This window comes from Listeria sp. MAN/IMW/UF555 (assembly GCF_058684075.1).
This window is the reverse complement of sequence record NZ_JBZWZS010000002.1, coordinates 431,346-444,060: the sequence shown is the minus strand read 5'-3', so window position 1 is coordinate 444,060 and position 12,715 is coordinate 431,346. Positions and strand designations below refer to the sequence as shown.

General features: G+C 36.5%; 13 protein-coding genes. 11 read left to right on the top strand and 2 right to left on the bottom strand.

Annotated features, from left to right (window positions below; all coding sequences use genetic code 11):
* Positions 1 to 25: 25 nt before the first annotated feature.
* The 6 genes from AC4PG8_RS09305 to gpmA all read left to right on the top strand — a co-directional run bounded on the left by AC4PG8_RS09305 (position 26) and on the right by gpmA (position 6,428).
* On the top strand, positions 26 to 370 hold the full coding sequence (locus AC4PG8_RS09305; RefSeq protein WP_003769825.1) for a hypothetical protein: 345 nt from the start codon (positions 26 to 28) through the stop codon (positions 368 to 370).
* 121 nt (positions 371 to 491) lie between these two features.
* Positions 492 to 1,277: a GNAT family N-acetyltransferase gene (locus AC4PG8_RS09300; protein WP_160464411.1), complete on the top strand. Its 786-nt coding sequence runs from the start codon at positions 492 to 494 to the stop codon at positions 1,275 to 1,277.
* 63 nt (positions 1,278 to 1,340) lie between these two features.
* Positions 1,341 to 2,111: a Cof-type HAD-IIB family hydrolase gene (locus tag AC4PG8_RS09295; protein WP_077957598.1), complete on the top strand. Its 771-nt coding sequence runs from the start codon at positions 1,341 to 1,343 to the stop codon at positions 2,109 to 2,111.
* A gap of 111 nt (positions 2,112 to 2,222) precedes the next feature.
* A complete protein-coding gene (locus AC4PG8_RS09290) occupies positions 2,223 to 2,900 on the top strand; it encodes a Bax inhibitor-1/YccA family protein (RefSeq protein WP_010991122.1) in 678 nt (225 codons plus the stop codon).
* A gap of 147 nt (positions 2,901 to 3,047) precedes the next feature.
* Positions 3,048 to 5,648 (top strand): ATP-dependent chaperone ClpB, encoded by a 2,601-nt coding sequence (gene clpB / locus AC4PG8_RS09285; RefSeq protein WP_070753809.1) that lies wholly within the window; start codon positions 3,048 to 3,050, stop codon positions 5,646 to 5,648.
* 90 nt (positions 5,649 to 5,738) lie between these two features.
* Positions 5,739 to 6,428, top strand: a complete 690-nt coding sequence (gpmA, locus tag AC4PG8_RS09280; protein WP_003763533.1) for a 2,3-diphosphoglycerate-dependent phosphoglycerate mutase — start codon at positions 5,739 to 5,741, stop codon at positions 6,426 to 6,428.
* Between the two features lie 89 nt (positions 6,429 to 6,517).
* On the opposite strand, the gene AC4PG8_RS09275 is transcribed toward gpmA, so the two are convergent.
* The gene (locus tag AC4PG8_RS09275; protein ID WP_003763532.1) at positions 6,518 to 6,706 is read right to left on the bottom strand and encodes a YjzD family protein; all 189 of its coding nucleotides are present in this window, start codon (positions 6,704 to 6,706) and stop codon (positions 6,518 to 6,520) included.
* A gap of 322 nt (positions 6,707 to 7,028) precedes the next feature.
* Between AC4PG8_RS09275 and AC4PG8_RS09270 the strand changes: the two genes are divergently transcribed.
* From AC4PG8_RS09270 to AC4PG8_RS09250, 5 genes are all read left to right on the top strand, one after another.
* The gene (locus AC4PG8_RS09270; protein WP_077918170.1) at positions 7,029 to 8,156 is read left to right on the top strand and encodes a GW domain-containing glycosaminoglycan-binding protein; all 1,128 of its coding nucleotides are present in this window, start codon (positions 7,029 to 7,031) and stop codon (positions 8,154 to 8,156) included.
* Between the two features lie 115 nt (positions 8,157 to 8,271).
* Complete coding sequence (gene fabH / locus AC4PG8_RS09265; RefSeq protein ID WP_003769815.1) at positions 8,272 to 9,210, top strand: 3-oxoacyl-ACP synthase III FabH; 939 nt, start codon at positions 8,272 to 8,274, stop codon at positions 9,208 to 9,210.
* A gap of 202 nt (positions 9,211 to 9,412) precedes the next feature.
* Entirely contained in the window at positions 9,413 to 10,654 is a 1,242-nt protein-coding gene (fabF, locus tag AC4PG8_RS09260) for a beta-ketoacyl-ACP synthase II (protein WP_003767983.1), read from the top strand.
* A gap of 119 nt (positions 10,655 to 10,773) precedes the next feature.
* A complete protein-coding gene (locus AC4PG8_RS09255; RefSeq protein WP_492170305.1) occupies positions 10,774 to 11,226 on the top strand; it encodes a MarR family winged helix-turn-helix transcriptional regulator in 453 nt (150 codons plus the stop codon).
* On the top strand, positions 11,210 to 11,626 hold the full coding sequence (locus AC4PG8_RS09250; RefSeq protein ID WP_003767979.1) for an organic hydroperoxide resistance protein: 417 nt from the start codon (positions 11,210 to 11,212) through the stop codon (positions 11,624 to 11,626). The genes AC4PG8_RS09255 and AC4PG8_RS09250 overlap by 17 nt, the downstream gene beginning before the upstream one ends.
* 49 nt (positions 11,627 to 11,675) lie before the next feature.
* Here AC4PG8_RS09250 and trpS read toward each other — a convergent pair whose 3' ends face one another.
* A complete protein-coding gene (gene trpS, locus AC4PG8_RS09245) occupies positions 11,676 to 12,671 on the bottom strand; it encodes a tryptophan--tRNA ligase (RefSeq protein ID WP_031649509.1) in 996 nt (331 codons plus the stop codon).
* Positions 12,672 to 12,715: the final 44 nt, after the last annotated feature.

Genomic DNA, 12,715 nt, shown 5'->3' with positions numbered 1-12,715 from the left:
ATAGAAAGACAGGAGGTTCACCCAAATGAAAAACAAGGCAGAAAAACAAAGAATTGCCACTAATTTGTCACTTTATATGAAAATAAATGGATATACTCATAGAACATTCGCGCTTGCAGTCGGGATTTCCCAAAACACTTTGAAAGCATTAATGATTGGGAAAATGAGAAACGAAAATAAATTCCAAAAATACATAACACAAATTACAGAAAGTTTGACATTAGACGAAAAATTCTTTGAACAACCAAAAGAAGCGATTACAGCAGCACCTATCACTTTTCAAGATACAAACAAAATGCATCTTGGAGACGAGAAATTCAATGCTATTAGCTTAATGTTAAAAATTGGCGAAATTCATTACGAATCATAAAAAGCTTGGGACTAATCATCCCGAGCTTTTTTATATGGCATAAAACAGAAAGATTCAGGGCTTGACGAACCTCACTAACTCACGTAAAATGAAGACAATTTTCAAAATAGGAGTGTGACACATGATTAGAAAACTAACTGTATCTGATAATGAAGAAGTAATGGCACTTTTAAAACCCGAAGCAACCCAAAATTTATTTATTATTGGGGACATCGAAAATTTTGGTTATGAGAGTGATGTGCAAGATCTTTGGGGCGAATTCGATTCTGCAGGTAAATTACATGCATTGTTACTTCGATTCGATACGTTTTTCTTACCCTATTCAAAAGACGCTAATTTTAATGCAAAAGCTTTTTCGGAAATTATTGCTACACATGACAAGTATGAAGTTAGCGGGATGTCTCGTGTCACAAAAGAACTAGAACCATTTTTACCAGGACTTGCCGAGAAAAGACAAGATACTTATTTTTGCGAATGCGAACATGTAAATCGTATTCCAGTGAATCAAGATGTTATCGTTAGAACGGCGGTAGCGGAAGACGTGGCACCAATTATTAAAATGCGCAAACACATTAAAGAATTTGGTTCACGCGACGAAAACGAAGAATTAATTATTCGCCAAATTGAAAAAGGCGTTAAACGAATTTATTATATTGAACAAGACCAAGAAGTAGTTGCCGTAGCAGAAACATCGGCAGAAAATTCCTTTTCAGCTATGATTACAGGTGTAGCGACAAGTGATGGATATCGACAACGCGGTTTTGCAAGTACGCTTCTAAAAAAATTATGTTGCGATGTATTAGCAGAAGGAAAGAAACCATGTTTGTTTTATGATAACCCAGTTGCTGGTGAAATATATCACCGCCTTGGTTTTGAGCACACAGGAGATTTTGTTATGTATAAATAACCTTTACTTTGCATCCGTAAGATTGGTATGATGGATATATTATGTTAGTAAAGGATGAATAATGTGAAACCACGTGGAATTTGTTTTTTTGATATGGATGGAACACTGTTGAATAGTGAATCCAAAGTACTTGATACCTCACTTCAAGCACTTGATAAACTTCGAGAAAATAATGTTATTCCTGTCATTGCTACTGGTCGGACACTTATAGAAATCAGTCATCAAATGAAAATTACCGGCATTGAATCCGCAGTAATGATGAACGGACAAATGGCTATTTTTGAAGGAGAAAAAGTGTACGAAGATGTGCTTGATGCTGATTTGCTTGCTCGTTTGACGGAAGAAGCTAAATCACAAAATGTAGAGGTTTGCTATTATAATGATAAAAGAATTGGCGCAACTGCAAGTACACCAGTTGTAAAAGCGCATTATGATTTTTTAGGCGAGCCAATGCCAGAAGTAAGACCGAATATGTATAAAGAAGAAACTATCAATATGGCGCTTCTTTTACTCGAGTCAGGTGATGACTATTTTCCAGAACGTTTTCCAGAATTACAATTCGTTCGCAATACACCATTTAGTAATGACGTCTTAAGAAATGGCGGATCTAAAGCTGTCGGTATTTCGAAACTACTTGAAGTTATGGGCTATCAAGATGTTCCAACCTATGCTTTTGGAGATGGCATGAACGACTTAGAGATGTTTGGCGCTGTGGATTATGCGATTGCAATGGAAAACGCCGTACCTTTATTAAAAGAAAAAGCTGACTTTGTAACGAAAGACAACAACAGCGATGGAATAATGCTTGGCTTGAAACAATTTGATTTAATTTAGAGAAGTGCCTCGTGCGCTTCTTTTTTTATGAAATTTCCAACGCAAGACCGATAGAATTGTAATAATTATTTTGATATAATAAAACTAATCAATTGAAGAGGAGAAATGTTCATGAACGAAATCAATCCAACATCCGAGCGAGTAAACACAGAGAAAAGAACAAATAAACAAATTATAATGCAAAAAATACTTAATTGGTTTGTATTTTCTTTGCTACTTGCATCTATCGGTGCTGCGATTGGGAGTAAATTAAGTCCAGAACTTTATTTGCCTCTTGTCGTGTTAGAAGTCGCGTTACTTATCACAGCAATGGTAGTGCGTCGAAGTAAAACAATTAATAAAGTGGTGGGGTACCCAGTAGTACTAGCATTTGCGTTTGTCACAGGCTTAACGCTTGGACCAACTTTGACATATTATTTTGGTGCAGGACAAGGTGCCGCCGTTCTGATGGCATTTGTTACAGCAACCATTACATTCACAACACTAGCTTTTATTGGCGCAAAAATGAAAAGAGACTTATCTTTCTTAAGTAGCGCATTATTCGCGGCGATTATTATTCTTATCATCTTTAGTTTTGCAGGAGTATTTTTACCATTAGGTTCTATGCTGACAACAATTATTTCAGCAGGTGGGACAATTATTTTCTCATTATACATTTTGTATGATTTTAACCAAATTATGAAGCGTGATGTGGAACTTGCAGATGTGCCAATGCTTGCGCTAAATTTATACCTTGATTTCCTTAACTTATTCATGTTCTTACTCCGCCTATTTACAGGTCGTGATTAAGAAATTCTGAAGATCTGCCAACCTAAAAATTGGTAGGTCTTTTTCTATAAAAAAAGATGGTTTTTGTTAGACAAAAGCAAGATAAAAAACTATAATAAAGTTAAGGTCAAAAAAGGTCAGACTTATCTTTTATAAGGAGGACAAAAAATGGATTTACAAAAATTTACCCAACAAGTCCAGCAAACAATTGCGGACGCACAAAATCTAGCTATTGCATCAGAACATCAAGAAATTGACGTTATACATGTTTTTAAAGTGTTATTAACGGAGAGTGACTTTGCAAAACGTGTATATGATGTAGCAGAAGTTAATGTTGAGGCACTTCAAAAAGTAGTAGACGAATCTTTAAGAAAAATTCCTGTTGTTTCAGGAAGCGGAGTGAACTATGGCCAAGCAATGAGTCAAGCACTTTTCCAACTAATGAGAGATGCAGAAAAAGAACAGAAACAATTAGACGATGATTTTGTATCGACAGAACATCTTATCTTAGCTGTAATGGACCAAAAGTCAAACCCCATCACAGCCGAATTAAAAAAGCAAAATAAATCTAAAAAACAAATTAACGAAGCAATTTTAAAAATCAGAGGAGGGAAAAAAGTGACTTCTCAAAATGCAGAGGAAAACTATGAAGCTTTAACAAAATATGGACGAGATTTAGTCGCGGAAGTAAGAAGCGGGAAACTTGATCCAGTGATTGGACGCGACGCAGAAATTCGTAATGTCATCCGAATTTTATCAAGAAAAACAAAAAATAATCCAGTTCTAATTGGTGAACCAGGTGTTGGTAAAACAGCAATTGTGGAAGGTTTAGCACAACGTATTGTCAGAAAAGACGTTCCAGAAGGATTGAAAGATAAAACAATTATTTCCCTTGATATTGGTTCCCTTATTGCTGGGGCTAAGTATCGTGGTGAATTTGAAGAACGTTTAAAAGCAGTACTCCAAGAAGTAAAACAAAGTGATGGTCAAATTTTACTATTTATAGATGAAATTCATACAATTGTCGGCGCAGGTAAAACAGATGGAGCTATGGATGCTGGAAACATGTTAAAACCTATGCTTGCAAGAGGTGAACTTCACTGTATCGGCGCAACAACTTTAGACGAATACCGCCAATATATCGAAAAAGATGCGGCACTAGAAAGACGTTTCCAAAAAGTACTTGTTCCAGAGCCAACAGTGGAAGATACAGTTTCCATTTTACGTGGTTTAAAAGAACGTTTTGAAATCCATCATGGGGTAAATATTCATGATAATGCCTTAGTTGCCGCAGCTAGCCTTTCCAATCGTTACATTACGGATCGTTTTTTACCAGATAAAGCAATTGATTTAGTAGATGAAGCGTGTGCAACTATTCGCGTCGAAATTGACTCTATGCCAAGTGAACTTGATGAAGTAACAAGAAAAGTCATGCAGCTAGAAATTGAAGAAGCGGCATTAAAAGAAGAAAAAGACCCAGCAAGTGAACGGCGCTTAGAGATGTTACAGCGAGAACTAGCTGACTATAAAGAAGAAGCAAATAAAATGAAGTCTAAATGGGAATCCGAAAAAAGCGAAATCAGTAAAATTCGTGAAGTTCGTGAACAAATCGATCATCTGCGTCATGAATTAGAAGAAGCAGAGAACAACTACGATTTAAATAAAGCTGCTGAACTTCGCCACGGTAAAATTCCAGCAGTAGAAAAAGAATTATTAGCATTAGAAACGGAAAATCGCGAAAAAACAGCCCAAGAAGATCGAATTTTACAAGAAGAAGTAACAGAAAATGAAATCGCTGAAATTGTTGGACGATGGACTGGAATACCAGTGACTAAGTTAGTAGAAGGAGAACGCGAAAAACTGCTTAAATTAGCCGATGTCCTTCATCAAAAAGTAATTGGTCAAGACGACGCGGTTCAATTAGTTAGTGATGCAGTATTACGTGCTCGTGCGGGGATTAAAGATCCAAAACGACCAATTGGATCCTTTATTTTCTTAGGCCCAACCGGTGTTGGTAAAACGGAACTAGCCAAAGCATTAGCCTATAATATGTTTGATTCTGAAGATCATATGATTCGAATTGATATGTCTGAATATATGGAGAAACATTCCGTATCAAGACTTGTCGGGGCTCCTCCAGGTTATGTTGGATATGAAGAAGGCGGACAACTTACCGAAGCTGTAAGACGCAACCCATATTCGATTGTCTTACTTGATGAAATCGAAAAAGCCCATCCAGACGTATTTAATATCCTTTTACAAGTACTTGACGATGGTCGGATTACGGATTCACAAGGGCGCTTAATTGACTTTAAAAACACCGTAATCATTATGACGTCTAATATCGGCTCTAATTTATTACTTGAAAGAACCGAAGAAGGTGAAATCTCGCCTGAACTAGAATCAGACGTAATGCAAATTTTGCAAAGTGAATTTAAACCAGAATTCTTAAACCGGGTAGATGATATTATTCTATTTAAACCACTTACACTCGCTGATATTAAAGGCATTGTAGAAAAATTAGTAGAAGAACTTCAAATTCGCCTTGCTGATCAAGAAATTACGATTACTATTTCAGATAACGCAAAAGCCTTTATTGCAGAAGAAGCTTATGACCCAGTATACGGTGCGCGTCCACTGAAACGATATATTGTGCGTCATGTCGAAACGCCGCTTGCAAGAGAAATTGTATCTGGTAAAATTATGCCGCATTCTTCCGTTGAAATTGATTTACAAGATAAAGAATTTACTTTTAAAGTCACAGAATAACATGGAAAATGTTTGATTCACGACTCGAAAGGGAAAACTTTTGTTGGATTAGTCGTTTAGAAAATAAACGAAAATGGAAGGATGAGGAAGATGAAATTAGTATTAATTCGTCATGGTCAAAGTGAATGGAACAAATTGAATTTATTTACTGGTTGGCATGATGTTGACTTATCAGAAGAAGGCGTTGTAGAAGCAATGACAGCAGGAAAACGGATTAAAGAAGCTGGCTTGGAATTTGATGTAGCTTTTACTTCCGTTTTAACTAGAGCTATTAAAACGCTTAATTATGTTTTAGAAGAATCTGATCAAATGTGGGTTCCAGTCCATAAATCATGGCGTTTAAACGAACGACATTACGGAGCGCTTCAAGGACTTAATAAACAAGAAACTGCTGAAAAATACGGCGCAGACCAAGTACAAAAATGGCGCAGAAGCTACGATACTCTTCCACCATTATTAGAAGAAAACGACGAAAGACAAGCGAAAAATGATCGCCGTTATCAACTTCTTGATACCCATGCAATTCCATCAGGTGAAAACTTGAAAGTAACCTTAGAACGAGTTATTCCTTACTGGATGGATACAATTGCACCAGAAATTAAAGCAGGACGTCGTGTAGTTATTGCAGCTCATGGTAATAGTTTACGCGCCTTGGTAAAATTCTTAGAAGGTATTAGTGATGACGAAATTATGGAACTTGAAATCCCAACAGGTGTACCGCTTGTATATGAATTAAACGATGATTTAAAACCAGTTAATAAATATTACTTGGATAAATAAAAAAAGAACCTCTTTCCAACATGTGGAAAGAGGTTCTTTTTTTGAGCTGCACTCGAAAAGTGAGTTCTCGCTATCAGAAAGTTGGATGTTTACTTAAAGTCATAAACTTCGCTATCTTTAGGCATCAAGAAAGTGATTAAAATAATGAAGAAGGATAACCCTACTGTTAAAATAATAGCCCGCGTCATATCAAATGATACATATAACATGGAAGAAAGAACGAATTCAGCCATTAAAGAAAGTAAGAATACCCAAAACACAGTCACCACGTAACGCATCCTTACACCCCATTTCATCTATTTCATTATACATTTTAGCACATAAAACTTGATTATCCAATCATATATCTTTTGAAAATACGATTATCGAAAAACAGGGAGGAATAATTCACCAAACGGAGAATAGTAGTGTAAAGAGGGTTAAATGGAATGACATAATATTGTCAAAAGTAAACAGGTGTGCTCAAATCCTTTGAACTAGCCATTTACTAACTTTTATGATAAACCTTTCATCAAAAAGTTAGTAAGTTCTCAGAATGAAAATGCTAGAATGAAGAAGGTTAACAGAGACAGAGCCATTTAAATTGGGGAATTAACTAATTTGGATAGGAAGTGCCAACTGATAATGAAAAAGAAATTCACGCAGATTTTACTAGCAAGTGCTATCGTAAGTTCCACTTTGTTACCTTTTGCTAACGTAGGAGCGGCAGAAGCAAGCCAAACCGCAGTGAGTCAGGCAGGAATGACTTTATCACAACAGCAATTTATACAATCAATTGCTAGCGATGCACAAGATTTACAAAAAGAAGAAAAAATATTAACGAGTGTTACTTTAGCTCAAGCCATCTTAGAATCCAATTGGGGTGAAAGTGGCTTATCAACTTCTGCTAACAACTTGTTTGGAATTAAAGGCAGCTATGAAGGAAGTTCAGTTTCAATGGGTACACAAGAATTTAGCAATGGAAAAGCTTATCATACACAAGCTGATTTCAGAAAATACCCTGATAAAAAATCATCATTAGTCGATCATGCACAACTTTTTATTAATGGAGTATCTGGAAATCCAGATTTATATTCTGCGGTTATCGGAGAAACAGACTATAAAAAAGCAGCCCATGCGATTCAAGATGCTGGATATGCAACTGACCCGACTTATGCAGAAAAACTAATTTCTACTATAGAAACATATAATTTAGATGATTATGATCAAATTTACGATACAGTAACCTCATCAGAGAGCCAATTGGCTTATGCTGAAATAACAAAACCCGCTAACGAAATTATTTGGACAAAACCTTATAATACAAAAGGCGCAGAACAAGTAGGAAGTGCCAAAGATTACCAAAATAAAACGCTACGAATAACTCAAAAAGCAGTTACCGAAAAAGGCACTTGGTATCAACTTCAAGATCAAGGCAAATCAATTGGATGGATAAATAGTAATACAGTGACTATTTTTTACACCCCTAAAAATGAAACAAATATGAAACTAGATAAATATGTAACTGACTCAGATCAAAAAATCTATGCATACCCTGTAGAAGATAATTCTAAAGTCGTAGCAGATTTAAATGATTATTTAGGTCAAGAACTAGATATTGACCGCCGAGCAGATGTGAAAAATGAGTATTGGTACCGTATCAAATCAGATGATGGTAAAATAATTGGCTGGTCTAAAGCCGGTGGGTTTGCTGAAAATAATCCAAATAAAGCACTTGAAGTAAAATAAAAAGTAGCAATCCAATTGCGTAATTGAAGTTTCTCTGTTAAAATTAGCACCAGGTCATAAAAATATCCAGGAGAAGAACTTTTATCCTGATGTAGTTTGATATGGAGGAGAACACATGAACGCAGGAATTTTAGGAGTAGGTAAATACGTACCTGAAAAAATATTAACAAACTTTGATTTAGAAAAAATGATGGAAACGTCTGATGAGTGGATTCGTACTCGTACTGGAATTGAAGAGAGAAGAATTGCTCGTGACGATGAGTATACACATGATTTAGCATACGAAGCAGCAAAAGTAGCAATTGAAAATGCTGGTCTTACTCCAGATGATATTGATTTGTTTATCGTTGCAACAGTGACACAAGAAGCAACATTTCCATCCGTTGCCAATATTATCCAAGATCGCTTAGGAGCAAAAAATGCTGCGGGAATGGATGTTGAAGCAGCGTGTGCTGGATTTACATTTGGGGTTGTTACTGCAGCTCAATTCATTAAAACTGGCGCGTATAAAAATATTGTTGTAGTTGGTGCAGATAAATTATCTAAAATTACTAACTGGGACGACCGCGCAACAGCAGTATTATTCGGTGATGGAGCAGGGGCAGTTGTTATGGGCCCTGTATCAGATGACCACGGTTTACTTTCCTTTGACTTGGGTTCGGACGGTTCTGGAGGTAAATACTTGAACTTAGACGAAAACAAAAAAATCTATATGAACGGACGTGAAGTGTTCCGTTTCGCAGTTCGTCAAATGGGTGAGGCTTCATTACGAGTACTAGAAAGTGCTGGACTTGAAAAAGAAGACTTAGATTTACTAATTCCGCACCAAGCTAACATTCGTATTATGGAAGCTTCTCGTGAGCGTTTAAATCTTCCAGAAGAAAAACTAATGAAAACAGTTCATAAATACGGAAATACATCATCATCTTCTATTGCGCTTGCTTTAGTGGATGCAGTTGAAGAAGGTCGTATTAAAGATAATGATAACGTGTTACTTGTCGGCTTTGGTGGCGGCTTAACATGGGGCGCCCTAATCATTCGTTGGGGTAAATAAAAAAATACGTCAAAAGGAAAGTTGCCCTAACGTTTATTTTAGTTAGGGCAACTCTTCTTTATTTATGTTATAATAGAGCAGGCTTTTGGTTTATTTTGTTTGTGCAATATTTTTATTTTAAATAAAGCCTTAATTTTATACTAGCTGCTGTCGCATAGACAGAAGTTGTTTTTTATGAATTGCAAAATAAGGAGATGAGTAAATGGATAGAAGAAGAGTAGTTGTTACTGGTATTGGAGCAGTTACACCAATAGGGAATGATGCAGAAACTTCGTGGGAAAACGCAAAAAAAGGTGTCAATGGTGTTGCAGAAATGACAAGACTTAATCCGGATGACTTTCCGGTTAAAATTGCAGCAGAATTAAAAGACTTTGATGTAGAAAAATATTTAGAGAAAAAAGAAGCTCGTAAAATGGACCGTTTCACCCATTATGCCATTGCAAGTGCTGAAATGGCTGTACAAGATTCTGGCTTAATTATTGATGATTCCAATGCTACTCGTGTTGGTGTATGGATTGGATCCGGTATCGGTGGAATGGAAACATTCGAAACACAATATGAAGTTTTCCTAAATCGTGGACATCGTCGTGTTAGTCCGTTTTTTGTACCAATGATGATTCCAGATATGGGTTCAGGACAAGTTTCGATTCGTTTTGGAGCAAAAGGAATTAACTCTACTACAGTAACGGCATGTGCAACTGCAACCAACTCTATCGGTGACGCATTTAAAGTTATCGAACGCGGGGATGCAGATGCAATGATTACTGGTGGAGCAGAGGCACCAATTACAAAAATGTCACTAGCAGGATTTACAGCAAATAAAGCTTTATCATTAAATCCAGACCCAGAAACAGCATGTCGTCCATTTGATAAAGACCGTGATGGTTTTATTATTGGTGAAGGTGCTGGGGTTGTAATTTTAGAAGAATATGAACATGCAAAAGCTCGTGGTGCTAAAATTTATGCAGAAGTTGTTGGTTACGGTGCAACAGGTGATGCATATCATATTACTGCACCAGCGCCAAATGGTGAAGGCGCTGCACGTGCAATGAAAATGGCGATTGACGATGCGGGACTTACTCCTGACAAAGTTGACTACATTAACGCGCACGGAACAAGTACTCCTTACAATGATGAATACGAAACACAAGCGATTAAAACTGTGTTCGGTGAGCATGCGAAGAAATTGGCTATTAGCTCTACTAAATCAATGACAGGACATACTTTAGGTGCATCAGGTGGTATTGAAGCTATTTTTGCTTTATTAAGTATTCGTGATAATATTATCGCGCCAACAATCCACTTGGAAAATCAAGATGAAGTTTGTGACTTGGACTATGTTCCAAACAAAGCTCGTGAAGCAGAAGTAAATGTCGTAATGTCTAACTCTTTTGGCTTCGGTGGCCACAATGCGACACTAGTATTCAAAAGAATAGAAGACTAATATAACTAAAGCCTTGTTTCCTAAAATGGAATCAAGGCTTTTTTTGAGCAAAAAACTAGCTTTAATTAATAAAGTTGTATAAAATTAAATTGTACACAACTTAAAAGGAGGAGAACATGTTGGACACGAACACGCGTATATTAGAGGAACAGCTTTGTTTTTCTGTTTACAATGCATCCAAACAATTTACCAAACTCTACCGCGAAGCACTAGATCCGTTCCAACTTACCTATCCACAATATATTACGTTACTTGTTTTATGGGAAGGTGAAAAACAAACGGTTACTGATCTTGGGAAAAGATTAGCTTTAGACAGCGGGACATTAACACCAATGTTAAAACGAATGGAGAATTTGGAATATGTAACACGGAGTCGTCATCCGGAAGATGAACGCCGTGTCTATATTGAACTAACAGAAAAAGCAATAGAAATACAACCCGCTGTGTTAAAAAGCGTGGACACTTGCCTTCAATTACTAGGTTTCGAGGAACAAGATTACACACAATTACTTACTAAATTACAAGCACTTACTAATCAATTAGGAGGAATAGGAAATGAAAAAACTTTATGAAACAACGGTTATTAACACTGGTGGAAGAAGCGGTGAAGTACATTCTCCAGATAACGTATTTTATTTTGACATCTCAGCACCAACAGAACTTGGTGGAGACGGCGGCGGTGGAACAAACCCTGAGCAATTATTTGCAGCAGGATATGGAGCTTGTTTCAATAGTGCATTAGAATTAGTACTTGGAAAAGCTGGAATTGAAGCTAAAAGTACTGTAACAGCGACTGTTAGCTTGTATAGCGACCCAGAAGACAATGGTTTCAAAATCGGAGTATTATTAGAAGGAACTATTGAAGGACAAGATAAAGAAAAAACAGAAGAACTTCTTAAAAAAGCACATGAAGTTTGCCCTTACTCTAAAGCTACTCGCGGTAACATTGATGTGGAAATTAAAGTAGGTTAATTAATAGTAAAAAGGCGAATACTTGGTTATCCAAGTATTCGCCTTTTATTTATTTTCTGCGTTTGCGTCCTAGTCCGACACCATTTTCCATTTTCTTCAATGTTTTATTAGCAACACGAGCCGCTTTTTCTGCCCCTGCATCTAAAATATTATCCAGTTCTTCAGATTCTAAGTAAGCGTAATATCGTTCTTGGATTGGCTCAAGTTCAGCAACAACTAACTCTGCTAAATCTGTTTTAAAGTCACCATAGCCTTTACCAACATATTTTTCTTCTATATTAGCGATTGTTTCACCAGTAATAACGGAATAGATCGTTAGTAAGTTAGAGACACCAGGTTTTTCTTCTTTGTTATATTCAATGATACCACTAGAGTCAGTAACAGCGCTTTTGATTTTTTTTCTGATTGTAGCAGGTGGATCTAATAAGAAAATCGCATTTTTTAAGTTTGCATCAGATTTACTCATTTTTTTCGTTGGGTCTTGAAGCGACATAACTCTAGCTCCTTGTTTAGGGATAAATACTTCTGGCATCGTGAAAATATCAGCATGCTTTTTATTGAATCTTTCTGCTAAATCACGAGTTAACTCAATATGTTGTTTTTGGTCTTCACCAACAGGTACTAAGTTTGTTTGATAAAGTAGAATATCCGCAGCCATTAATGGAGGGTAAGTTAACAGTCCAGCACTCACACCAGCTTTACCGTCTGACTTATCTTTAAACTGTGTCATACGTTCTAATTCGCCAATATAAACGTTACATTGTAAAATCCAAGCAGCTTGTGCGTGAGCTGCAACCTCAGATTGAATAAATAACGTTGCTTTTTCAGGATCAAGTCCAACGGCTAAATAAAGAGCGGCAAGGCTTCTTGTTTGTTCGCGTAGTTTTAGTCGATCTTGAGGTACCGTAATAGCGTGTTCGTCTACGATACAATAAAAACATTCATATTCATCTTGAAACTGTCCAAACTGTTTTAAAGCGCCAATATAATTTCCTAAAGTTAGTTGTCCACTAGGTTGAATGCCGGAAAATATTACTTTTTTCATTTTGTATTCCTCCAATTTTTTCACTGATTGCGAAAATAAAAAAC